We start from the raw sequence: 23,362 nt of genomic DNA on the forward strand, positions 1-23,362 counted from the left end.
TCCGCCCAGGAGCAGGAACGCGACGAGAGCGGCCAGTTCACCGGCGACAACAGCTAACGGCCGCCGCGAACGGTCCGGACCTACAGCCGCGACGACGCGTCACCCGCACACCGACTCGCGCGGGCGGAACCTTTTCCGTCGCTTCGCACGAACGACGAGGCGTGTCCGGGACCGTCACGGAGACGTACGCCGCCGCGCTCCAGCACGACATCGCCGACCTGCCCGGGGAGGCGACGCGGGTCGGCGTCGTCCGCCGGCCGACCGGCTGGTTCGCCGCCCTGGTCGACGAGAACCGGCCCGAACTCGGGCCGCCCGAGTCGCTGCTCTCGGAGACGAAAGACCGCCAGGAGGACCTCCGGCGCCAGGGGTTGTGCGACGAGGGGGCGCACAACGCCGCCTGGGAGGAGGTCAACTTCGCGACGCGGTACCGCGAGCACCTCGCGAGCGAGGCGGCCGCGGAAGCGATAGCGGACCTCGCCGAGCGGGTCGCCGCGGGCGAGACGGTCGCGCTCGTCTGTTTCGAGGGCGATTCCAAGCGGTGTCACCGGCGGATCCTCGACGACGCGGTCCGCGAGCGAGCGGCGAGCCTCGCGGAGTGAGACAGTCGCGAGCGGAGCGGACGCCCGGTGAGCGAGCGTGAACGGAGCGTTGTCGTTAAGCCACCCCGCCCGTAAGGAGTTGGTATGTCACTGGAGACCATGGATCCGAACCCGGTGTGGACCGAGGAGGCCTACGCCGAGACGGTGGACGTGCTCGCGGCGCTGAAAGACGAGGTCACCTACAAGGTGTGGGGCGGCGACTGGTGTATCGACTGCCGATCGCAGCTGCCCGACTTCGGCGCGGCGCTCGACGCGGCGGGCGTCCCCGACCACCGAATCGAGGAGTACGCCGTCGAGAAGGAAGAGGACGGCACGAAGGTCGGCCCGAAGGTCGAGGAGTACGACATCGAGTACATCCCGACCGTCGTCGTCGAGCGCGGCGGCGAGGAGGTCGCCCGCTTCGTCGAGGAGGAGCCGGTCCCAATCGCCGTCTACCTCGGTCGCGAACTCGAACACCTGGCCTCCGCCTGAGCGCCCGCCCTCCCTCGCTCCGTCTCTCCGCGGTCAGTCTTCGAACCAGTCCAGCGCCTCGCTCAGGTCGTGGGTCGGCGGCGAGCAGGTCCGCGACCGGCAGGCGTACACAGTCGGTTCGCCGTCGCGAGCCTCGCGACTCGCCCAGACGGGCGGTGCCGCGGTCAGTTCGAGCGCGTCGAGCCACGCCGCGAGCGCGTCGTCCGTCGCCGGTCGCGGCGCGAGCAGCCGCCGCGGGACGTAGGTCTCGGCGAGTCGCTCGCGCCAGTCGTCGGGTATCGAGTCGGCGGCGAAGGTGAGTTCGTGCGCGCCCGAGCGGTAGGTGTCGGCGGCGAGCGCGAGCGAGGGGTGCTGCTGGGGGTTCGACTCGACTCGGCCGCCGTGGGTGGCGAGGACGCCGGCGGCGACCGTCTCGAAGCGGTCGTGGTCGACGAAGCCGTCGAGCGAGAGCAGGAGCTCGGCGGCCACGCCCGCGCTGGACGGCGTCGACTGGTCGGCCAGTTCCTGTGGCCGGGCGACCAGCGACTCGCCGCTCTGGGGCGTGAAGTAGAGCGTCTCCGCCTCGGCGTCCCAGAACTCCGCCTCGATCGTCCGCGCGAGGTCCAGCGCGAACGCGAGGTGTTCGACCTCGCCGGTCGCCCCGTAGGTGTCGAACGCGCCCCGGGCGAGGAAGGCGTAGTCTTCGAGGTATCCCTGGATGTCGACCGCCCCGTCCTTGAACCGCCGGGAGAGTCGTCCGGCGTCGGCGTCCCACAGGTGCTCGCGGGCGAAGCCGAGCGCGTCGACGGCGCTCTCGGCCCAGGACTCGTCGTCGACGATGGCGGCCTCGGCGAACGCCGAGACCATCAGGCCGTTCCAGCCGGCCAGCACCTTCTCGTCGCGGGGCGGGCGGGGGCGCTCCTCCCGGGCCGCGAAGACGGCCGCCGTCGCGGCGCCGAGCAGTTGCTCCGTGTCCTCGGCCGAGAGCCCGTAGTCGTCGGCGAGCGACTCGACGCTCGCGCTGCGCGTCAGGACCGTCTGCCCGTCCTCGAAGTTCCCCGTCGCGGTCACGCCGTAGCGTTCGCGGAAGATCTCTGCCGCGAGGTCGGCCTGCTCGCCGGGGACCCCGTGTTCGGGGCCGTACTCGGCGACCGCGTCGTCGACGCCGTCGGGCGTCCAGACGTAGAAGGCGCCCTCCTCGCGCTCCCCGCTCTCGTCTTCGCTCTCGGCGTCTAGGGTGCTGTAGAACCCGCCATCGGGGTGGGTGAGTTCGCGCTCGACGAATTCGAGCGTCTCGCGGGCGGTGTCGCGGTAGCGCTCGCGGCCGGTGAACTGGTAACCGGTCAGGAAGAGTCGCGCGAGTTCGGCGTTGTCGTACAGCATCTTCTCGAAGTGGGGGACGACCCACTCGCGGTCGGTGGTGTACCTGTGAAAACCGCCGCCGACGTGGTCGTAGAGGCCGCCGTCGCCCATCGCGTCGAGCGTCTCCGCGACGACCTCGCGGTAGGCGTCGCGGCCGCCCGCGCGGTGAGCGCGCATCAGCACGCGCAGGCGGCCCGGCTGGGGAAACTTCTGGCCCTTGCCCCACCCGCCGAACTCGCGGTCGGCGCCGCGGAGGGCTGCGCTCGCGGTCGCGTCGAGCACGTCCTCGCCGGGCGCGTCGCCGGGGCCGTCGGGCGTGTCCTCCAGGTCGTCGGCGATGGCCTCGGTCCACTGGCGGGCGCGGGACTCCATCTCCTCGCGCTCGTCGGGGTCGGCCCACGACTCGGAGATGTCTTCGAGCAACTGACGGAAGCCGGGCGTACCGCGCTTCGGTTCCGGGGGGAAGTAGGTGCCGACGTAGAAGGGGTCGCCGTCGGGCGTGAGCCAGGCGTTGAGCGGCCAGCCGCCGCGGCCGCTGACCTGCTGGCAGATGCTCATGTAGATCGAGTCGATGTCGGGCCGCTCCTCGCGGTCGACCTTGATCGGGACGAAGTGCTCGTTGAGCAGCTCGGCGATCCCCTCGTCCGCGAAGCTCTCCTCCTCCATGACGTGACACCAGTGGCAGGCGGCGTAGCCGATGGAGAGGAAGATAGGCTTGTCCTGCTCCTCGGCGGCCGCGAGGGCCGCCTCGTCCCAGGGCTGCCAGTCGACGGGGTTGTCGGCGTGCTGGCGGAGATAGGGGCTCTCCTCCTCGCCGAGGCGATTGCGCGCGGTGGGGTCCGGATCGGTCATGGCCGGCCCTACGCCGGGGACGCCGAAAAGCGACCGGGAACGCGACGGCGCCGACGGGTGACACGCCGGTTCGGAACGCGGCGGTCACTCGATCCAGACGGTCTTGCGGTTGACGAACTCCTTCATCCCGGCTTCGGAGAGCTCGCGGCCGTAACCGGACTCCTTGACGCCGCCGAACGGGACTCGCGGGTCGGACTTGGTGAGCTGGTTGACGTAGACGCAGCCGGCGTCGATGCGGCGGGCGACCCGCTCGCCGCGCTCGCGGTCCGCGGTCCAGACACTCGCGCCGAGGCCGAACTCGGTGTCGTTGGCTCGCTCGACCGCCGCCGCTTCGTCGTCGACCTCGTAGACGGCGGCGACCGGCCCGAACAGCTCCTCGGAGTCGGCCGGACACCCCTCGGGCACGTCCGTCAGGACCGTCGGCGGGTAGTAGGCGCCCTCGCGGTCCATCGGCTCGCCGCCGGTGACGACCGTCGCGCCCGCCTCGACGCTGGCCGCGACCTGGTCGTGGAGGTCCGCCACGAGGTCCTCGCGGGCCTGCGGGCCGACCTCGGTGTCCTCGTCCATCGGGTCGCCGACGGCGAGCGACTCGACCTCGTCGACGAAGCGGTCGAGGAAGTCGTCGTAGACGGCCGTGTGGACGACGAACCGCTTGGCGGCGATGCAGGACTGGCCGCCGTTGAGGTTGCGGGCCCACGCGCCGGTCTCGGCGGCGTCGTCGAGGTCGGCGTCGTCGAGGACGACGAACGGGTCGCTCCCGCCCAGTTCCAGTACCATCTTCTTCAGCTGGTCGCCGGCCGCCGAGGCGACGGCACGGCCCGCGGGGCCGCTCCCCGTCAGCGTCGCCGCGCGGACGCGGTCGTCGGCGACGATGTCGTCGACCAGGTCGGAGGGCGCGAGCACCGACTGGAAGACGCCTTCGGGGTAGCCCGCCTCTCGGAGGATCCCCTCGATGGCCTCGGCGCAGCCCGGGACGTTCGAGGCGTGTTTCAGCACGCCGACGTTCCCGGCGGTGAGATACGGCGCGAGGAATCGGAACACCTGCCAGAACGGGAAGTTCCACGGCATCACCGCGAGGACGACCCCCAGCGGCTCGTGGACGGTCTCGACCTCGGTCCCCGGGGGACTCGGGTGGTGGTCGGCTTCGAGGTAGGCGTGGGCGTGTTCGGCGTAGTGATCGCAGACCCACGCGCACTTCTCGACCTCGGACTCGGCCTGGGATACCGGCTTGCCCATCTCCCGAGTCATCAGCTCCGCGTACTCGCGTTTGTCCTCCCGGAGCACGTCGGCGGCCGACGCGATCAGCTCCTCGCGCTCGGCCAGCGGTCGCTCGCGCCACTGCTCGAAGGCGCGCTGGGCGTCCGCGAGCGTCCGCTCGACGGCCGCCTCGCCGGCCGCCTCGTACGTCTCGATACGCTCGCCGGTCGCGGGGTTGACGACCTCCATGGCTGGTCGCACATCGACCGCGACGCACTTATTTGGGGGCCCCGGTTCGACCGCTTCCGCCCCGCTCGCGCGGATCGTATCGCTCGAAAGGCAACCTTTAGGCACCCACCGCGCCGGATATCCGAATATGACAGAGACAGTCCTGCTGGTGGGCGGCGGCGGTCGGGAGCACGCGGTCGCCCGCGCGCTCGGCGACTCGGACGCGGATCTGTACGCCTGCGCGGGCAACCGCAACCCGGGCATCGCCCGGCTGGCGGAGGGCTTCGAGTCGCTGGAGACGACGAACCCCTCGGCGGTCACCGCCTACGCCCGCGAGGTCGACGCCACGCTCGCGGTCGTCGGCCCCGAAGCCCCCCTCGCTGCGGGCGTCGCCGACGCGCTGGACGACGCGGGCGTCTACGCCTTCGGCCCGCGGGAGGCCGAGGCCCGCATCGAGACGGACAAGGCCTTCCAGCGCCGCTTCATGCGCGAACACGACATCCCCGGCTGTCCCGACTTCGAGACGTTCGAGGACATGGACGCCGCCGCCGAGTTCATCGACGAGTACGACGGCGACCTCGCCGTCAAGCCCGCCGGTCTCACCGGCGGCAAGGGCGTCCGCGTGACGGGCGACCAGATCACCAAGGCGGAGGCCAAGGAGTACGTCCGCGACTCGTCCTACGAGCGGATCGTCCTCGAAGAACGCCTCGTGGGCGAGGAGTTCACCGTCCAGGCGCTCGTGGCCAACGGCGAGGTCCGGGTCACCCCCGCAGTTCAGGACCACAAGCGCGCCTACGAGGGCGACGATGGGCCCAACACCGGCGGGATGGGGAGCTACTCCGACGCGACCCTGGAACTCCCGTTCATGGACGAGGACGACTACATGGAGGCCGTCGACGTGATCGAGGCCGTCGTCGACGCGCTGGACGGCTACAAGGGCGTCCTCTACGGGCAGTTCATGCTCACCAGCGAGGGCATCAAGGTCGTCGAGTTCAACGCCCGCTTCGGCGACCCCGAGGCGATGAACACGCTGCCAGTGCTCAACACGGGCTTCCTCGACGTGCTGACGGCGGCACGCGACGGCGACGCGCTCCCGCAGCTATCGTTCGCCCCGAAGGCGACCGTCTGCAAGTACGCCGTCCCCGAGGGCTACCCGACCGATCCCGACAGCGGCGCGAAGGTCACCGTCGACGAGGAGAGCGCGGCCGCAGCGGCCGAGGGGACCGACGGCGAGGCGCTGCTGTACTACGCTTCGGTCGACGAGCGCGACGACGGCATCTACACGACCACCTCGCGGTCGTTCGCGGTCGTCGGCCTGGCCGACACGATCGAGGCCGCCGAGGCGATCGCCGAGGACGCTCTCGAAGCCGCGGGCGACGGCGTCCGCATCCGCCACGACATCGGCAAACCCGACCTGGTCCAGCAGCGCATCGACCACGTCGCCGAACTCCGCGGCGAGTGACGCGGACCGAAAAATAACCGCAACAACTGCGCTCCGGCCGATATCCCGCTCTTACTCGACGGAGATGCCGCCTTTCATGCCGGTCGTTTCGTGGGGTCCGCAGTAGTAGGTGTAGATACCGGTCGTCTCCAGCGTGACCGAGTACGTCTCGCCCTCGTCGACCGGTTCCATCTCGCTGCCCTCCGTCCCGTCAAGGGAACCGCCCTCGGGCTGGCTCTCGGGCTTGACGTTGTGCGTCGGCGACTCGAACTCGAAGTTGACCGTGGTTCCCGAGTCGACGCGCAGGTACACCGGATCGTACGCGAGGCTCCCGTCCGGCCCGACCGCGACCGTGACCTCGCTCTGGCCCCGGGCGTCCTGGCTGGTGTCCCCCTGCGCGTCGTCGAGGTACGAGGGCCAGGAGGGCGCGCTACCGCCGTCGCCACCGTCCGTGGCTGTCCCGCCGCCGCCGTCGCCGCCGTCACCGCCGCTCGTCTCAGTCGAGCATCCCGCGAGCACGCCCGCGGTCGCCATCGCTCCGATACCACCGAGCAGCCGTCGACGTCGGATTCCGTCGGTCATGTCGCAACCGAATCCTTGGGACCCCACCGAAAAGAGGGTTCGCAATGCAGACCGTGATAGACCGTTTCGATGCGCTCAGTCGCGCGAAACCGTCCAGTCTGGCCGAACCGGTTCGGCCGGACGAGGGGACCTCGCGACGGTCTCCTCAGCGGAGGAAGCCGAGCAGTTCGTAGTCGTGGTCGGGCTCGTAGCGGCGGAACAGCAGGCTGTTGGTCAGCACGGAGACGCTGGAGATCGCCATCGCCGCGGCCGCCAGCACCGGCTGGAGCAGCCCCAGCGAGGCCAGTGGGATCATCGCGGTGTTGTAGCCCAGCGCCCAGAAGAGGTTCTGCTTGATCTTCGCGAGGGTCCCCTCCGAGACGCGGACGGCCTTGACCACGTCCAGCGGGTCCGAGCGCATCAGCGTCACGTCGGCGGCCTCGATGGCCACGTCGGTGCCGCTCCCGATGGCGCAGCCGACGAACGCCGTCGCGAGCGCCGGCGCGTCGTTGACGCCGTCGCCGACCATCATCACGCGCCGGCCCTCCGACTGGAGGTCGTCGACCGCGTCGGCCTTGTCCTCGGGGAGGACGCTCGCCATCACGTTCCCGGGGTCGATCCCCACGCGCTCGGCGACGGCCTCGGCGGTCCGCTCGTTGTCGCCGGTGATCAGCCACACGTCGGTCCCGCGCTCGCGGAGTTCGCTGACGGCCGCCTCGGCCGACTCCTTGACCGTGTCGGCGTCGGCGACCACGCCGAGCAGGCGGTAGTCGCGGCCGGTCGCGTCGGCGCTCGTCCCATCGGCGCCGTCCCCGTCGGCGAGCGCGACCAGCATCGCGGTCTTGCCCTCGCGTTCGAGCCGGTCCATCGCCTCGTCGGCCGGCGCCACGTCGACGCTGGCATCGCGCAGGAGCTTCCGGTTGCCCATGAGGACGCGGCCGTGGCTCGTCGTCGCCTTCACGCCCTGTCCGGGGACGTTCTCGAACTCGTCGGCGTCCTCGACCTCGATACCGCGCTCGCGGGCGCCCTCGACGATGGCCTCGGCGAGCGGGTGTTCGCTGCCGGACTCGGCGCTCGCGGCGACTTCGAGGACGAACTCCTCGGTGGCTTCGGGGTCGGCCAGGGCGCCGCCGTCGGTCGCCGCGTCGCCGCCCCCGGGCGCGTCACCCGCGACGCTTCCGCGGTCGGTGGCGGGCAGCGCGACCACGTCGGTCAGCTCCATCTCGCCCTCCGTGAGCGTCCCGGTCTTGTCGAAGACGACGGTGTCCACGTCGCGGACCCGTTCGAGGATGTCGCCGCCCTCGAAGAGGACGCCGTTCTGGGCGCCGATCGTGGTCCCGACCATCGTCGCCGCGGGCGTCGCCAGCCCGAGCGCGCAGGGACAGGCGATCAGCACCGCCGACGCGAACACGACCACCGCGAACTCGAAGACGCCCACGGCCGCGGGGCCGCCCGCGGCGAGTCCCCACACCGGCAGGGCGTCGACGAACCCGGCCAGCGCCACCGGGAACGCGTACCAGACGCCGCCCCAGAACAGCGCGTTGGCGATGACCGCCGGGACGAAGTACGAGGAGATGCGGTCGGCGACGTTCTGGATCTCCGGCTGGCGGCTCTGGGCGTCCTTGACGCGGTCGACGATCTGCTGGATCGCCGTCTCCTCGCCGACCTTCGTCGCCTCGACGACGAGCACGCCGTTCTGGTTGACGGTCGACCCGATCACCTCGTCGCCGGGCTCCTTCGAGACGGGAACCGACTCGCCGGTAACCATCGACTCGTCGACCGCGCTGTCGCCGTCGACCACCTCGGCGTCGGTCGGGACCTTCTCGCCCGGCCGGACTTTCAGCCGGTCGCCGACCTCGACCTCCGAGAGCGGGACCTCCTCCTCGCTGCCGTCCTCGCGGACGAGCGTCGCGGTGTCGGCCTCCATCTCCAGCAGCGAGCGGATCGCCTCGGAGGCCTGGCCCTTCGAGCGCGCTTCGAGGTAGTTGCCCAGCGTGATGAACACCAAGATCAGGGCCGCGGTGTCGAAGTACAGCCCCTCGCCGGGGAACCCGAGCAGTCGCGCGACGGAGTAGAGGTAGGCGGTCGACGAGCCCAGGGCGATCAGCACGTCCATGTTCGCCGTCCGGTTCTTGACGACCGCTTTGTAGGAGTTCTCGTAGAACTCCTTGCCCAGCGCGTACTGGACGGGCGTCGCGAGCGCGAACGCGACCCAGCCGAGCGGGACCCCCTCGAACGTCGCGTCCATCCACCCGGGCGCGAAGAGGTGGCCGGCCATCATCGCCAGCAGCGGCAGCGACAGCGCCGCGCCGAAGAGCGTCAGATTCCGCTGGCGTCGGATCTCGGCGTCGCGCGCGGCCTGCTGCGGATCGGTCGATGACTCGCCGCTCTCACCGCCCGCTCCGCCCCCGTCGCCGCTCTCGTCCTCGCGGACCGGCGAGTAGCCGGCGTCCTCGATGGCGCCGTAGATGTCGTCCAGCGACGCCTCGGCGGGGTTGTAGGTCACCGTCCCCTCGTCCGTGGCGTAGTTCACGTCCGCGTCGACGACACCGGGCGTGTCCAGCAGCGCCGACTCGTTGGTCTCCGCGCAGTTCGCACACGACATATCCGTGATCCCCACGGAGACCGTCTCGCTGGCCGCCTCGTAGCCCGCGTCCTCGATGGCGTCGTAGATCTCCCGGAGCGAGGTCTCCTCGGGGTCGTACGCGACACTCCCCTCGTCGGTCGCGTAGTTGGCGTCCACCTCCGAGACGCCCGCCAGCGAGCCCACGCGCTCCTCGATGGTTTGCGAGCAGTTCGCGCAGCTCATCCCCTGTAGCTGAAGTCGTATCGTGCGCTCGCTCATGTTGGATCTAGATAGGGGCTACCCGTTCATGCGGTTTGTCCCTGTGTTTCGAAAGTACAGATGACGGTAGTTTTTCGATCCCAACCTATCTGGACGCCGATCTAGCGGTCCGAACGTCAGTCCACCCGTCGTGTGTACGTCACCTGTTTCGGTTCGAACCCGTTGTCCTCGTAGAACCGGCGGGCGCCGTCGTTGCCCCACTCGCAGGAGACCTCGACGTAGTCGACGCCGCGGCCGCGGGCGATCCGCTCGACGGCGTCGAGGGCGTCGCTGCCGTGGCCTTCGTCCCGGTGGTCCGGCGCAACGTACAGGTCGACGATGTCGAGGTACATCGAGTGCGTCCGGGAGGGGTGTTCGCCCTCGCAGACGAGCACGTAGCCGACCTCGGTCCCCTCGACGGCGAGCAAGTAGACCGTCGTATCCTCGCTGTCGAGCAGTCTCTCGAACCCGGCCTCGGCGGGCTCGGGGTCGTCGTAGGCGATCTCGTTCAGGTCGTCGTACGGTTCCATCCCGGTCGCGAGCGCGTACCAGTACTCGGCGAGGGATTCCACGTCCTCGCGGGTCGCTTCGACGAGGTCCATACGCGGCCGACAGTCCGGTCGTAGTTACGATTTGCGCCGGTCCGAGAACGGGTCCCACGACCGTCCGCGGTCCTGTGGAGTCGCAAACACTTAGTGGCCCGTCCGAATACGTCGGCCCACAGTGGTCTTCGGCTCGAGGTCGGGCCGCGTTCGCCGCGCCGCGTCGGTCGTCGACGGCAGCGACGACTGACGGGCAGGGAACGGCTCCGACCGGCTCGCCGTCCGTAGGCCGTCGGATCTTCGCTTCGGCCCGCACAGAAGCGGGACGGGTCCAGGGCGGTCACGCAGACGGCACCCGGCGCCGCGCTCCGCGGACAGCCGAGGGTGCGTTCTTCGGTCCTATCGAGTCCCCGAGGCGCGGCTCTGAGTCGGTCGACGCACGCCAGCCCTGCCGACAATCCGAATGCCACGCCACACACGCCCGCGACCGCACAGTCCCGACGACCACCCGATCGCACGAAGCCCGACGACCCGACGACCCCTCCCGCACCGCTCGCACGTTCGCGGCCGTTCTGTCCACCGACCGCAACTCCGCGCCCGAACGGAGAGTCGCCGATGACCCCTCGACGGGAGCCGCTGGTCCTCGGGTCGCGAACCGACGCCGGTCCGGACCGCTTCGAGTTCCACACCGTCGACGGCGTCGACGCGCCCGACGCGTTCTGTCCCGGCGAATTGCTCGCGCTCGAACACCTCTGGGAGCGCGACCTCGGCCGACTCCGCACGGTCGACGCCCGCTACGGCGTCCTCGGCATCGTTCTCGCCGAACGAGCGACGAGCGTCCGGATGACCGCTTCGAGCGCCCGCGCGGCCGCGCTCTGCGAGCGCAACGCCGCCGAGAACGGCGTCGACGCGACCGTCGAACTCGCGACCGGCCTCGCGTCGGTCGACGGCCCGCCCGCCCACTCGTTCGACACCGTCGCTTTCGTTCCCGAACCGTACACCCCGATCGAGATCGGGGTCAGACGCATCTGCTCGGCGCTCGCATCGCTCGCGAGCGACGGCGCGCTCTTTCTCGCCGCGAAGCCCGAGACCGGACTCGGCCGGTACGAGGACGCGCTGGACGACGCGGCGTCGACCGTCGAGACGGTCGCCGAGCGCGACGGCTGGACGCTCCTGCGCGCGACCGGATCGCGGACCGCCGACGGCGGCCGTCCCGACCCGCCGTTCGATCGGTTCGAGGCGACCGTCGACGGGATCGACCTGACCCTCGTCACCGCGCCAGGCCTGTTCGCCGCCGGCGGCCTCGACCACGGAACGCGCCTGCTCGCGGAGACCGCCGCCGTCGCCGACGGGGACAGGGTACTGGACCTCTGCTGCGGCTACGGCCCGCTCGCGGCCTACGCCGGGTGCGTCGCCGACTGCTCGGTGTGGGCCAGCGACGACGACGCGCTCGCGACCGCCTGCGCCGAGCGGACGCTCGCCGCGAACGGCGTCGACGGCCGCGTCGTCACCGCCGACTGCGTCGCCGGCGTCGCCGACCGGACGTTCGACGCGGTGCTCTGCAACCCGCCGACCCACGCCGGAAGCGGCGTCCTCGCCGAGCTGTTCCGCGGTGCGGCCGACGTGCTCGCGCCGGACGGCCGCTGCTGGGTCGTCCACCATCGCGCGCTCGATCTGTCGGACCCGCTCGCCGCGTTCGGGCGCGTCGAGACGGTCGCGACCGGCGAGGAACACGTCGTGCGACTCGCGCGACGCTGAGAGCGGACCGGACGACTCGAATCAGCCCTCGGCGCCCTCTCGCAGCTCCTCGTACATCTCGACGAAGGAGGCCTCGCAGGACTCACAGCAGAAGTGGTAGGTCTCGCCGTCGAGCTCGCGGGTCTCGCCCTCGGGGGTGACGGTGTTGCCGCACTCGTCGCAGGTCAGCGCGAGTTCGGCCTCGGCGACGGAGGGGTTCCACGACCGATCCGACAGCAGCGACACCTCGTAGTCTCGCACGTCCTCCATCGCGACCGTCGAGTCGAGCAGCGAGAGCACGTCGCCATCGGGGACGGTCGCGGTGAAGACGACGCGCTCCTCGGCGGTGGTGAAGACGTGTTCGACGGCGTCGGCGTCCCCGAGCGAGTCCGCGACCGCCGAGGCGGCCCGCGGGGCGACGTTCAGGGTCACGAGCACGGGCGCGCCCTCGCGGAGCTTCGAGCGGTCGACGTCGAGGGTGAACCCGCGGATGACGCCCAGGTCTTCGAGACGCTCGACGCGGTCGGCGACCGCGGGCGGCGAGAGGTCGACGACATCGGCGATGTCGCGCCAGGAGCGGCGGGCGTCGTCGAGCAGGAGTCCGAGGATCGTCCGGTCGGTGTCGTCAAGGTCGCGCATACGACGGACGAGCGGCGCCCGGGGGAAACTGGTTTCGGCCGTTCGGCCCGCGGCGGGGCCGGGCGCGTCATAGCGGCGGACGCGGCTGGAGACCGTCTCAGACCGCGCCGCTCGCGCTCTCGGTTGTCTCCTCGGGGGCGCCGACGAAGATGGTCCCGGCGACGCCGTCGGGGAGCGAGACGGTCTCGGCGGCCTCGACGAGCGCGACGGTCACCATCCCGATGGGCGCGACCTCCTCGACGACGAGCTCGGTGCCGGGCGTGATGCCGGCCTCGTCGAGGTAGGCCAGCTCCTCGGAGTCGCGGTCGCGGACGCGGCGGACGACGACGGTCTCGCCCTCGGCGCACTCGTCGAGCGTGTGGCCGGCGGTCTCGTCGACCGGGTCGAGCGCGTCGGTCGGGATCGGGTCCCCGTGGGGGTCGACGACGGGGTCGTCGAGCATCGCCGCGACCCGCCGCTCGAACTCCTCGCTGATGTGGTGTTCGAGCCGGTCGGCCTCGTCGTGGACCTCCGCCCAGTCGTAGCCCAACTCCTCCGTGAGATAGGTCTCCAGCAGCCGGTGGTGCCGGACGACTTCCAGCGCCACGGTCTCCCCCTCGGGCGTCAGGCGGACGCCCTTGTACTTCTCGCGCTCCACGAGCTCGCGCTCCTCCAGTTTCTCCATCATACTGGTCGCCGTCGGCGCCGTCACGTCCAGCAACTCCGCGATGCGCGAGGTGGCGACCGGCTCCTCGCCCTCCCGCTGGAGCTCGTAGATCGCCTTCAGGTAATCCTCCATCTTGGCGCTGAGCATCACACGGGTTTAGACACATCTAAACCTTAAGGGTGTTGCACCGAACGGTCGCGCTATCGATCGAATCGACGACGGCCGCGACGAGGGGTGTCTTCAGCGGCCCAGTTCGTAGAACTCGTCGTTCGGTCGCATGTCGGCCAGATGCGCCATCCGGTTCGAGAGGTTGAAGAAGGCGGTGACGCTGCCGATGTCCCAGATCGCTCGCCGCGAGAAGCCGTGGTCGCGCAGCCGCTCGAAGTCGTCTTCGCCGACCTCGGCCTGGTTCTCGGTGAGTTTGACGGCGAAGTCGAGCATCGCGCGCCGGTCGTCGGAGACGTTCGCGGTGCGGTGGTTGCTCGCGAGCTGCTCGGCGATCTGCGGGTCGTCGGCGTAGATCCGGGCGAGCGCACCGTGGGCGACGTTGCAGTACAGGCAGTCGTTGGCGCCGCTGACCGCCACGACTATCATCTCGATCTCGGCCCGATCCAGCTCGGTGTGCTCGACGAGCGCGTCGTAGTACTGGAAAAAGGCCCGGAAATGGGACGGTCGGTAGGCGTACGCGAGGAAGACGTTCGGGACGAAGCCGGCGTCGTCCGCCTCCTCGGCGATGCGCTCCTGGAGGTCGTCGGGCAGTTCGTCCACGTCCGGGACGGGGAACCGCGTCATCGCTGGGTCGCTCATACCGGATCCCCGTCCGGAACGGGCTTCAGTGCTCGGGCGCCCAGCGGCGCGAGCGTCCCGAGGGCGTAAGTACGGTGACGGCCACAGCTACGAACGACGATGTACCGGACGGGTCACTACGGGGCCGCGCTGCTCGTCTACGCGCCGGTCGGCGGCGCGCTGCTGGCCGCCGGGTTCGACGCCGCGGCGCTGGTCGGCGGCGCCGTCGTCGTCGGGCTCTCGGGGCTGCCCGACGTGGACCAGCGGATCCCGTTCGTCGAACACCGCGGCCCGACGCACACCGTTGGCTTCCTCGTTCTCGTCGCGCTCGCCGTCGGCGGGGCCGGCGTCGCGGTCGGGGAGGCGGTCGCGACCGAGGAAGCGGTCCTGTCCGGGGACGCGACCGCGTCGGGAGCGCCGGTCGCGTCCGGCGGGACGGCGGCGCTGGGGGCGTTCGGCTTCCTCCTCGGGTCGCTCGCGGTCGCCTCGCACCTGCTGGCCGACGCGCTGACGCCGATGGGGATCACGCCGTTCCGGCCGCTCTCGGACGCTCACTACACGCTCGCGCTGACCCGGGCGGACAACGCGGCGGCGAACTACCTGCTGCTGGGCCTCGGCGTGGCGGTGACGGTCGCGACGGCGCTGGTCGCCGGCGGCTAGAGGAGGTCCTGGTCGTCGAGCTGGTCCATGATGTCGTCGACGAACGCGTCGACGTTGTCGTACGGGAAGTTCCCGCTGCCGAGCTTCGTGTTGAGCTCCATCGCGGTCATCGAGAACTCGCCCGACTCGAACTTCGTGCCCGGACCGTTGGGCAGCGCCGGCACCAGGTCCATCGGACTGGAGATCGGATAGTCCGCGCCTTCGAAGGCCTCGGTGAACTGTTCGCGGAGGTCTTGCCTGTCAACCATACCCCTAGATGTCGTCAGGGCGGTAAAAAAGGTTCGAGATTCACATTTCCAAACGCGTTGCTCGTTTATTTCGTCCGCGGACCATCGACCGTCGCGGACCCAAGGTTCCTTTCACTGGAGCACGAAGTCGACCCATGACCGACGACGGACTGACGCGGCGACGCGCGCTCGCGATGAGCGGACTGGCACTGACCGGCGGTCTGGCGGGTTGCGGGAGCGACACCGGGAGCGGGCCGGTCGCCACCCCGTCGACACCGGACGAGACCGCGACCGACGGCACCGACAGGGGGGACGACTCCGGAGGCGAACCCACTCACACCGACGGGACAGGTGACCAGACGGCCTCCGGCACGGCGGCGTTCGAGGACCTGACGGTCCGGGCCGAGCGCGTCGCCTCGGGGTTCACGTCGCCGCTGGCGCTGGCGATCCCCGAACCGGGACGGCGGTTCGTCGTCGACCAGAGCGGGCAGATCTACCTGCACGAGGACGGGAGTCTGCGCGAGGAGCCGTTCCTCGACGTGTCCGACCGGATGGTCGACGTGAGCGGCTACACCGAACAGGGGCTGCTCGGGCTGGCCTTCCACCCCGAGTTCGCCGATAACGGCCGATTTTTCGTCCGCTACAGCGCGCCGGCCCGCGAGTGGGTGCCCGACGACTACTCCCACACGTTCGTCTGCTCGGAGTTCCGCGCCGACCCCGGCGCGGCGACCGCCGACCCCGACTCCGAGCGGGTCGTCATGGAGATCGCCGAACCGCAGTGGAACCACAACGCCGGGGCCATCGCGTTCGGGCCGGACGGTTACCTCTACGTCGCGACCGGCGACGGCGGCGGCGGCAACGACCAGGGAACCGGCCACGTCGACGACTGGTACGACGCCGTCGACGGCGGCAACGGCCAGGACATCACCGAGAACCTGCTCGGGAGCATGCTGCGGATCGACGTGGACGGCGAGGCCTCGGGGACGCCGACGGGCACCGCCGGCTCGGACGGGCCGGTCCAGGACTACGCGGTGCCCGAGGACAACCCGCTCGTGGGGAGCGACGGCCTCGACGAGCAGTACGCCTGGGGCTTCCGGAACCCCTGGCGGTTCTCGTTCGGCCCGGAGGGTCGTCTGTTCGTCGGCGACGTGGGCCAGTCCGCCTGGGAGGAGGTGGCGGTCGTCGAGCGCGGCGGCAACTACGGCTGGAACGTCTACGAGGGGACCCACTGCTTCCAGGCCGAGGACTGCCCCTCGGAGAGCCCACGCAGTCGGCCCCTCCGCGACCCCGTGATCGAGTACCCCCACGGCGGACAGCCGGTGAGCGGCATCGCCGTCATCGGCGGGTATCTCTACGACGGCGACGCGATGCCCGAGATGCGGGGGCACTACCTGTTCGCCGACTGGCGAGCGGGCGGGCAGCTCTATGCCGCCCGCGAGGTCGACGAGGGGCTGTGGCCGACGACGACCGTCTCCGTCGAGTCGGACGAACAGTTCGGCCCGATGGTCCTCTCGTTCGGGCGGAATCCCGACGGCGAACTGTTCGTCTGCACGACGGCCAGCGGGCAGGTGTCCGGCGACACCGGCGCGGTGTTCCGACTGACGGAGGCGTAGTGGTGTCCCCACTGACGGGGGCGTGCGGTCGAAGAATCGGTGGGTGACGGGACCGCGTTCAGTCGGCGGTGACGGGCTGGCCGTGCTGGATGTCGGTGCCGAGCACGTCGAGGAACGCGGCGATCCACTCGGGGTGGTCGGGCCAGGCCTGCGCGGTGACGAGGTTGCCGTCGGTGACGACGCCCTCGGCCCACTCGCCGCCCACGGCGCGCACGTCGGCCTCCAACGCCGGGTAGGCGGTGCAGGTCCGACCCTCGACGGCGTCGGCGGCGACGAGGATCTGCGTCGCGTGGCAGATGGCCGCGACCGGTTTCTCCTCCGCGAAGAAGTGTTCGACGGCGTCGATCACGGCGTCGTAGTTGCGGAGGTACTCCGGCGCGCGGCCGCCCGGGAGCACGAGCCCGTCGTAGTCGGCGGGGTCGACCGCCGCCAGCGTCGCCGTCAGTTCGAAGTCGTGACCGCGCTCCTCCAGGTAGGTCTGGTCGCCCCGGAAGTCGTGGACGGCGGTCTTGACAGTGTCGCCCGCCTCCTTCTCCGGACAGACCGCGTCGACCTCGTGGCCGACCGCCTGGAGCGCCTGGAACGGTACCATTACCTCGTAGTCCTCGCCGAAGTCGCCGGTGATGAGCAGTAGCTTCGCCATGGTAGTGAACCCCCTCGGAGTTCGCCTTCTAGTTAGTCTCGCGACAGTATAAGCGTATCTCGACCTGTCGGAATCGGGACCCGAACCTCCCCGTTCCGGCCGCGCGAACGCCGCTCGCGCTCAATCGAGCAGCGCGGGCAGGTCGGCCAGCGAGTCGAGGACCGCGTCGGGATCGACCGCACTCTCGGCGGCGTCGGCCCGGGTCGAGACGCCGGTGAGTACCAGGGCGGTGGTCATCCCGTGGTCGGCACCCATCCGCAGGTCAGTGTCGAGGCGGTCGCCGACGACGAGACAGTTCTCGGCCGGGACGCCCAGGCGAGCGAGCGCGTCCTCGGCGGCCTCCGGGGAGGGCTTGCCGAGTACTCGATCCGGTTCCCGTCCCACCGTGCGAGCGACGGCACCGATCACCGCGCCCGACCCCGGAACCAATCCCTCGGCCGTCGGGATCGTCCGGTCGGGGTCGGTCCCGAGGAAGGTCGTCTCCTCGTCGACGCCGGCGAGCGCGTCGCGCATGTCGCCGTAGTCGAAGCGCTCGTCCCACGAGGCGACGAACACCGACGCGTCTCGGGGGTCGTCGACGAGGCGCTGCCCCGATGCCCGGAGATACTCCCCGAGGGAATCCGAGCCGAGGAGATACGTCGGGTCGTCGGCGTGGTGGTCGCGGAGGTAGTCGCGGGTGACGGTCGAGGCGGGGAGGATCGCCGACTCGTCGGCCTCGATCCCCATCCCCGCGAGGCGGTCGACGTACTCGGCGGGCGTCTTGGTCGGGTTGTTCGAACAGAAGCAGACGGCGATCCCCCGATCTCGGAGGGCCGCGACCGCCTCGGCGGCGCCCGGGAGGACGCCGTCGCCGCGGTAGACCGTCCCGTCGAGGTCGAGGACGACGCCGCGGATCTCGTCGAACGGCCGCTCGGAGTCGGATACTCTGGGCATTCGGTGGCTCGCTCGACGGTTGGGGCCGTCGCGGCAAAAGGGGGGCGGTCGGCGCTCAGTGCCGACCGAGAGCGCCGGTCAGCGGTCGGTCAGCGGCCGGTCACCGCAGTTTCCGCCCCCAGCGCGGCCCGGCGCGTCGGGAGAGGACGACGCCGACGGCGGCCGCGACGGTCGAGACGCCCACGGACACCCCGACGGCGAGCGCGGGCGCCTCGGTGTAGGCGAGCGCGGCGACGACCAGCGGGACGGCGACCGCGGCCAGCGCGGCGCCGAAGGCGACGAACAGCGGCGTGTCGAAGAGTAGTTCGTTCGGCGCGAAACCGGTGACGTAGGCGGTGACGCCGAAGACGTACACCGCGACGAGCGGGAAGACGACCGCGCCGACCGCGACCTGGACCGGGGGGAGCCAGACCAGCGACCCGACGAGGTAGACCAGCCCGGCGGGCACCGAGAGAACGAGGAAGGCCGTCCGCTTGCCGGCGAACGCGGCCGACAGCGAGAGCGGCAGCCGCAGGTACTCCTCGGCGGAGTCGAACTGCGTGACCCAGCTGTAGGTGGTGAACGCGCCGAGCCCGAGCAGGGTGCCCACGGCGATGCCGTAGGATGGCGCGAGCGTCGTCGCCCGCGCGACCTCCCGAACGAGCAGGACGGTGACGCCGAAGAGTACACCCATCGAGAACAGCACCTTCCAGACCGATCCCGACGAGCGAGCCACCTCCAGCAGCGTCCGCGTGGCGACCCCGTCGTCGTCGCGGATCGCCGAGCGGATTCGCTCGTAGCGCTGGGGCGCCGACCGCGCGCCCCCGCTCTCGACCGGCTGGAACGCCAGCGGCCCGGTGACGGCGAGCGCGAGCGCCGGCCCGAACCCGGTGGCCGCCGACCGGAGCGACGGGTCGAGGTAGAACCCGTACGGCGAGAGCGCGACGGCGTCGAGCCGGCCCGTCAGTACCCCCGCGGCGACCGCGAGGACGAGCGCGAGCACCGCCGCCCTGCTCCGGGTGCCCACGCCGGTGAGCGTGAGGCTCGTCCCGACCCCGAGCGCGAACGCGCCGGTCGTCGTCAGCCACAGCAGCGCGACGCGGGCGGCCGGCTCGCCCGCCGAGAGCGCGACGGCGGCGTAGCCGACCGCCATCGGCACGAGGAACAGGCCGGAGTAGTACAGGAGGTCCTTGACGACGAAGACCCCCAGCAGGCGCCGCCAGGTGACCGGGAGCGTCCGCGCCGAGAAGACCAGCAGCGTCACGTCGCCCAGCACGTCCCGCAGAGCGTCCCGTCCGACGAGGCCGATGGTCCCGGTCTGGAGGCCGAAGAAGAAGACCAGCCCGTGCAGGCCCGCCGCCACCGCGTCGAGCGAGGTGCCGGCGACGGTCAGCAGCCAGACGCCGAGGCCGGCGAAGACGGCGATCACGACCGGGAAGAGGGCGAAGCGGTCGCCGAACAGCTCCGCCTGCAGGCGCCACTCCTCGCGGATCATCCTGACGAGCAGCCGCGTCGAGAGCCCGCCGCGCCGGTTCGGTGTCGTCGAGTCGGGGCCGCTCATGGCTCGGACTCGCCGGCGGCTCCCCCGGCCGGAATCCCGGCGGTCGCCGCCTCGGGTTCGACCTCCTGTCGGAAGTAGTCGAGCAGCTGCTCGTCGGGGTCGAGTTCGCGGGGGTCGCGCTCGGCGACGAGTTCGCCGTCGCGGACGATGCCGACCGACGTACACAGCTCCTCGGCGACCTCCAGGAAGTGCGTCGAGAGGAAGAGGGTGTTACCCCGCTCGCAGTAGTCGCGCATGTGGTCTTTGACCTCCGCCTGCATGATGGGGTCGAGGTTGACCAGCGGCTCGTCGATGAAGACGAGGTCGGGCTCGTGGATGAACGTCTGGGCGAGCATCACGCGCTGGCGCTCGCCCTCCGACAGGTCCGTCGAGATGGTGTCGAGCGTGTCGACGAACCCCAGCCGGTCGGCCCACTCGTCGATGCGGTCCGCGACCCCCGTCAGGTCGCGCACGTCGCCGACGAACTGGAGGTACTCCCGCGGCGTGAGGAAGCTCGGCGGGTCCTCGCGCTCGGGGAGGATCCCGACCGCCTCGCGGACCGCGAGCGAGTCGGCCACCGGGTCGTGGCCCAGCACGCTCGCGGTCCCCTCGGTCGGGTCGAGCTGTCCCGTGAGTATCTCGATGGTCGTCGTCTTCCCGGAGCCGTTGGGGCCGAGCAGGCCGAACAGCTCGCCCTCCGGAACGGACAGTGAGAGCGACGACAGCGCCGCCACGTCGCCGTACCGCTTCGTCAGGTCCTCGGTCTCGATAGCAGGCATGTGTGTCTCCGTCGGGCCCGCAGCGCCCGATAGCTGTCCGATATCGACCGCCGGCCCGTATAGTGATTTGGACTTTCGGAACGACTGTCAGAAGAAAGGGCGCCGCTACTCGTCGGTCGAGTCGCCGTCCTCGTCGTCTCCGTCGTCGCCGATCACGTCGACTCCGTCCACGTCTGGAGTCTCGCCGTCGGGCGAGTCCCCGGCGTCGGTGTCGATCCGGTCGATCCCGTCGAACTCGCTCCCGGCCGACTCCTCGTCCGCGGCGGCCTCCGCCCTGCTTTCGAGGAGGAGCGCGGTGCCGCCGGCCGCGAGCATGCCGACGCCGGTCGCCCGGACCGCGCGGACGTACCAGTCGGTCGGCTCCAGCTCGCCGGTGTTCTCGAAGCCAGGGAGCGACATCGTCGCCGCGACGCGGGCGCTCAGGCGGGGCGCGACCGTCGCGAACAGTCCTTTGAGGGCGATCGACGCGTAGGCTACCTTCCGGAGTCCTGCGGGGATCATCCGTCGACCCTTCGGCTCGGCGATCCGTCAATGCACGAGAAGCGGCAATCCCCGTCGGCCGACGGACGGCTCGGACCGGCTGGTCTCGTCACCGCGACGGCGGGTCAGTCGCCGGGGGAGCCTCTCTCGCCGCCGGGAGAGCCCGGCCCGGCGGTGTCGGAGACGCCGACGCCGGTGGGACCCGAGCGCTCGCGCCCCTGGCGCCGGCGGCGGGCGAGCGCCCCGTACAGTTCGTCGGAGACTTCCTCGCGGATCCGTTCGGCGGTCTCGGCGTCGATGTCGACGGCCTTGGCGTCCTGTCCGGTGAGGCTCTGGGAGCCGGCGGTGTCGACGGTGACCGTCGCCAGATCCCGGCGGCGCTGGAAGACCGTCTGGGAGCTGAAGACGGTCTGGACGCGGTGGTAGGGGACGACCTTCTGCCGGCGGACCCAGAACCCGTTGCGGGTGAGGACGTGTTCCTCGCCGAGCGCGTAGCCCCGGTTCTTCCACTTGTAGTGGGCGGCGACGGGCACGAGCGGCACGGCGACCAGCGGGACGTACCAGTACAGCTGGAAGTCGGTAAACATCGTTCCGGCGTACAGCAGGGCGACGACGATCGCCAGGCCGATCGCGTAGCGGAAGCCGTAGCGCAGCCGTGCCCGCTTGGGCGGGCGTTCGAGCGTCGAGTCGTCGAACGCCTCCAGTGAGCGGGCCAGCGAGACGACGCGGTCGCGCTCGGCGACGGGAATCGCCGACTGGGAGCCGTTCGACTCACCGCTCGTCGGCGTGTACCCCGCCGTCTCGATGGTGAGCGCGGCGTAGCCCAGCGCCCGCGCGAGGACGTTCTCCTCCAGCGTGAGCGTCTGGACCTTCGAGAGGGGGATCGTCCCGCGGAACTTCTGGAGGAGCCCCCGCTCGTAGCGCAGTTCGTCCTCGCCGCGGTCGAGGCGGAACCCGTAGTAGCGGGCGGCGTTGAGCACGCCCGAGGCGAGCGCGAGCACTGCGACGGCCCCCAGCGCCGCCAGCGGCCCCAGGAACGCGCCGACGAGGCTGTCGAGGCCGAAGCCGTACTCCCACCAGCTGTCGGGCTGGGCCATCGAGGCGGCCGAGGGCGCGAAGATCGACGCGCCGAAGAAGAGAAAGGAGGCGATCCGGAGGTCGACGGAGATCAGCGCGAGGATCCCGAGTTCGCGCTCGGTGATCGAGAACACCGTCTCGAAGCGCTCCTCGTCGGTCGCGGTCGTCTCGCCGTCGGCGGTCTTCGCGACGCGGCTCAGCCGGCTGATCTCCGACTGGAGCGCCTCGGCGTCGTCGACGCCGACGTACTGGAGCTGGGCCTCCGTCCCGCCGCCGCCGGCCGTCTCCAGGCCGACCTCGGCGATCCCGAGGGCTCGCTGGACGACGTTCTGGCTGATGTCGACGTTCTGGATGCGACGCAGCGGGATCTCCCGCGTGCGCCGCGAGAGCACGCCCGACCTGATGTCGAACGTGTCGGCGGTGAGCTCGTACTCGAAGCGGCGGTAGCGGGCGACGAAGTAGCCGACGAACGCCGCGATCCCGAGGACGATGGCGACGATGGCACCGATCGCCAGCAGGCTCCGCCCCGAGCCGAACAGCGCCGAGGCGCCGCCCCCGCCGAAGACGAAGATGGCGATGGCGATGCTGACCCCCTGCTGGGCGATCTGGTAGGGGATCGTCAGCACGTTCAGTCTCTGTGGCCCCTCGATCCGCGGCGTCGCCGGCGAGGGGCCGGCGCTGTCGGCCTCCTCGGCGGCGGCCTCGCTGACCGTCTCGCGCTCCGCGCCGGGGGTCTCGGAGTCGTCGAGTTGGGGGTCGTCGGTCTCAGGGTTGTCTGCTGGCGAATCGTCGGCTGGCGGGTCGTCGACCGGGTGGTCGTCGTCGCTCATACGGCGTCTTCGTCCTCGGAGGCGATCGCGAGCCGTTCGAGCCGGGACTGGAGATCGTCGGCCGTGTCGGGCGTGAGTCCGGGGATCGTCACGTCGGCGCCCCTGGAGCCGGCGGTGTAGACGACCAGCGTCGAGAGGCCGAGCACGCGCTCGAACGCCGACCGGCGCGTGTCGATGTGCTGGACGCGCACGTACGGGACCACGGTCTGAACCTCGGTGAGGACCCCGCGGGTGAGATACAGCGACTCGTCGCGGACGACGTAGCGCCACGACCGGTAGAGGAAGACGGCGCGGACGGCGCCGTACACCGCGAACAGGACGAACAGGCCGGCGCCGACGGCGACCGCGCTCGGCAGCCGGTCGTAGGGGAGGTACTCGGCGGCGACCGCCCAGGTGATGAACCCGGCGACCGCCGCGGTCAGGAGGGCGCCGACGAGCGGGCCGACGATCCACTCGACGCGGACCGTCGGGTCGAGCGTCCGCGGTTCGCCGGGGGTCTCGACGGACTCGGCGACCGGGCGGTCGTCGGTGTCGGCCGCCGGGTCCTCGGCGGCCCGGGAGTCGTCCGACGGCGACCGGTCGGTGCCGACCGACGGGTCGCCGGCCGACTCCGCGTCGGTAGCGACGCCCTCGGCGTGCGGATCGGCGCCGTCGCCGTCGTCACGGGGATCTGTCATTGGCTCAGTCGTGGGCCGGGCGCGGTTTAGTGGTATCGGCACCGCGCGCCGACGCGGACC

22 protein-coding genes are annotated in these 23,362 nt (G+C 71.0%); 6 read left to right on the plus strand and 16 right to left on the minus strand.

Annotated features, from left to right (window positions below; translation table 11 throughout):
- Positions 1 to 161 precede the first annotated feature (161 nt).
- Positions 162 to 599, plus strand: coding sequence for a DUF488 family protein, N3 subclade (locus tag HZS54_RS19585; protein ID WP_179918740.1), 438 nt, complete (start codon positions 162 to 164; stop codon positions 597 to 599).
- An 84-nt stretch (positions 600 to 683) separates the two neighbouring features.
- On the plus strand, positions 684 to 1,070 hold the full coding sequence (locus tag HZS54_RS19590; protein WP_179918741.1) for a TlpA family protein disulfide reductase: 387 nt from the start codon (positions 684 to 686) through the stop codon (positions 1,068 to 1,070).
- A 33-nt stretch (positions 1,071 to 1,103) separates the two neighbouring features.
- Here the strand turns inward: HZS54_RS19590 and HZS54_RS19595 are convergent, their stop codons facing one another.
- The gene (locus tag HZS54_RS19595; protein WP_179918742.1) at positions 1,104 to 3,263 is read right to left on the minus strand and encodes a thioredoxin domain-containing protein; all 2,160 of its coding nucleotides are present in this window, start codon (positions 3,261 to 3,263) and stop codon (positions 1,104 to 1,106) included.
- Between the two features lie 84 nt (positions 3,264 to 3,347).
- Positions 3,348 to 4,709 (minus strand): NAD-dependent succinate-semialdehyde dehydrogenase, encoded by a 1,362-nt coding sequence (locus tag HZS54_RS19600; RefSeq protein WP_179918743.1) that lies wholly within the window; start codon positions 4,707 to 4,709, stop codon positions 3,348 to 3,350.
- Positions 4,710 to 4,836: 127 nt separating this feature from the next.
- Here HZS54_RS19600 and purD point away from each other — a divergent pair, with 127 nt between their 5' ends.
- Complete coding sequence (purD, locus tag HZS54_RS19605) at positions 4,837 to 6,150, plus strand: phosphoribosylamine--glycine ligase (RefSeq protein WP_179918744.1); 1,314 nt, start codon at positions 4,837 to 4,839, stop codon at positions 6,148 to 6,150.
- Between the two features lie 51 nt (positions 6,151 to 6,201).
- Here purD and HZS54_RS19610 read toward each other — a convergent pair whose 3' ends face one another.
- The 3 genes from HZS54_RS19610 to HZS54_RS19620 form a co-directional block, all read right to left on the minus strand.
- On the minus strand, positions 6,202 to 6,711 hold the full coding sequence (locus HZS54_RS19610; RefSeq protein ID WP_246391699.1) for a plastocyanin/azurin family copper-binding protein: 510 nt from the start codon (positions 6,709 to 6,711) through the stop codon (positions 6,202 to 6,204).
- Between the two features lie 145 nt (positions 6,712 to 6,856).
- Positions 6,857 to 9,535: a heavy metal translocating P-type ATPase gene (locus HZS54_RS19615; RefSeq protein ID WP_179918745.1), complete on the minus strand. Its 2,679-nt coding sequence runs from the start codon at positions 9,533 to 9,535 to the stop codon at positions 6,857 to 6,859.
- Positions 9,536 to 9,651: 116 nt separating this feature from the next.
- A complete protein-coding gene (locus tag HZS54_RS19620; protein ID WP_179918746.1) occupies positions 9,652 to 10,116 on the minus strand; it encodes a GNAT family N-acetyltransferase in 465 nt (154 codons plus the stop codon).
- Between the two features lie 555 nt (positions 10,117 to 10,671).
- Here HZS54_RS19620 and HZS54_RS19625 point away from each other — a divergent pair.
- Positions 10,672 to 11,814: a methyltransferase gene (locus HZS54_RS19625; protein ID WP_179918747.1), complete on the plus strand. Its 1,143-nt coding sequence runs from the start codon at positions 10,672 to 10,674 to the stop codon at positions 11,812 to 11,814.
- A gap of 21 nt (positions 11,815 to 11,835) precedes the next feature.
- Here the strand turns inward: HZS54_RS19625 and HZS54_RS19630 are convergent, their stop codons facing one another.
- From HZS54_RS19630 to HZS54_RS19640, 3 genes are all read right to left on the minus strand, one after another.
- On the minus strand, positions 11,836 to 12,432 hold the full coding sequence (locus HZS54_RS19630) for a winged helix-turn-helix transcriptional regulator (RefSeq protein WP_179918748.1): 597 nt from the start codon (positions 12,430 to 12,432) through the stop codon (positions 11,836 to 11,838).
- Between the two features lie 97 nt (positions 12,433 to 12,529).
- Entirely contained in the window at positions 12,530 to 13,225 is a 696-nt protein-coding gene (locus HZS54_RS19635) for a metal-dependent transcriptional regulator (RefSeq protein ID WP_179918749.1), read from the minus strand.
- Between the two features lie 93 nt (positions 13,226 to 13,318).
- Entirely contained in the window at positions 13,319 to 13,885 is a 567-nt protein-coding gene (locus HZS54_RS19640; RefSeq protein ID WP_179918750.1) for a peroxidase-related enzyme, read from the minus strand.
- 99 nt (positions 13,886 to 13,984) lie between these two features.
- Here HZS54_RS19640 and HZS54_RS19645 point away from each other — a divergent pair, with 99 nt between their 5' ends.
- Positions 13,985 to 14,524 carry a metal-dependent hydrolase gene (locus tag HZS54_RS19645; RefSeq protein WP_179918751.1) on the plus strand — a complete coding sequence of 180 codons (540 nt, stop codon included), beginning with the start codon at positions 13,985 to 13,987 and terminating at the stop codon, positions 14,522 to 14,524.
- Here HZS54_RS19645 and HZS54_RS19650 read toward each other — a convergent pair.
- Positions 14,521 to 14,772 carry an MTH865 family protein gene (locus HZS54_RS19650; RefSeq protein ID WP_179918752.1) on the minus strand — a complete coding sequence of 84 codons (252 nt, stop codon included), beginning with the start codon at positions 14,770 to 14,772 and terminating at the stop codon, positions 14,521 to 14,523. The genes HZS54_RS19645 and HZS54_RS19650 overlap by 4 nt on opposite strands.
- A 134-nt stretch (positions 14,773 to 14,906) precedes the next feature.
- Here HZS54_RS19650 and HZS54_RS19655 point away from each other — a divergent pair, with 134 nt between their 5' ends.
- A complete protein-coding gene (locus HZS54_RS19655) occupies positions 14,907 to 16,364 on the plus strand; it encodes a PQQ-dependent sugar dehydrogenase (protein WP_179918753.1) in 1,458 nt (485 codons plus the stop codon).
- A gap of 58 nt (positions 16,365 to 16,422) precedes the next feature.
- On the opposite strand, the gene HZS54_RS19660 is transcribed toward HZS54_RS19655, so the two are convergent.
- The 7 genes from HZS54_RS19660 to HZS54_RS19690 all read right to left on the minus strand — a co-directional run bounded on the left by HZS54_RS19660 (position 16,423) and on the right by HZS54_RS19690 (position 23,302).
- Positions 16,423 to 17,007, minus strand: a complete 585-nt coding sequence (locus HZS54_RS19660) for a DJ-1/PfpI family protein (protein WP_179918754.1) — start codon at positions 17,005 to 17,007, stop codon at positions 16,423 to 16,425.
- Between the two features lie 120 nt (positions 17,008 to 17,127).
- Positions 17,128 to 17,940: an HAD-IIA family hydrolase gene (locus HZS54_RS19665; RefSeq protein WP_179918755.1), complete on the minus strand. Its 813-nt coding sequence runs from the start codon at positions 17,938 to 17,940 to the stop codon at positions 17,128 to 17,130.
- A gap of 100 nt (positions 17,941 to 18,040) precedes the next feature.
- Complete coding sequence (locus HZS54_RS19670) at positions 18,041 to 19,480, minus strand: hypothetical protein (protein ID WP_246391700.1); 1,440 nt, start codon at positions 19,478 to 19,480, stop codon at positions 18,041 to 18,043.
- Complete coding sequence (locus HZS54_RS19675) at positions 19,477 to 20,238, minus strand: ABC transporter ATP-binding protein (protein WP_179918756.1); 762 nt, start codon at positions 20,236 to 20,238, stop codon at positions 19,477 to 19,479. The genes HZS54_RS19670 and HZS54_RS19675 overlap by 4 nt, the downstream gene beginning before the upstream one ends.
- 105 nt (positions 20,239 to 20,343) lie before the next feature.
- Positions 20,344 to 20,739, minus strand: coding sequence for a DUF6199 family natural product biosynthesis protein (locus HZS54_RS19680; RefSeq protein WP_179918757.1), 396 nt, complete (start codon positions 20,737 to 20,739; stop codon positions 20,344 to 20,346).
- A gap of 104 nt (positions 20,740 to 20,843) precedes the next feature.
- Positions 20,844 to 22,625, minus strand: a complete 1,782-nt coding sequence (locus HZS54_RS19685) for a PH domain-containing protein (RefSeq protein WP_246391701.1) — start codon at positions 22,623 to 22,625, stop codon at positions 20,844 to 20,846.
- On the minus strand, positions 22,622 to 23,302 hold the full coding sequence (locus HZS54_RS19690) for a PH domain-containing protein (RefSeq protein WP_179918758.1): 681 nt from the start codon (positions 23,300 to 23,302) through the stop codon (positions 22,622 to 22,624). The genes HZS54_RS19685 and HZS54_RS19690 overlap by 4 nt, the downstream gene beginning before the upstream one ends.
- Between the last annotated feature and the right edge of the window lie 60 nt (positions 23,303 to 23,362).

The organism is Halosimplex pelagicum (genome assembly GCF_013415905.1).
Lineage (GTDB): Archaea > Halobacteriota > Halobacteria > Halobacteriales > Haloarculaceae > Halosimplex > Halosimplex pelagicum.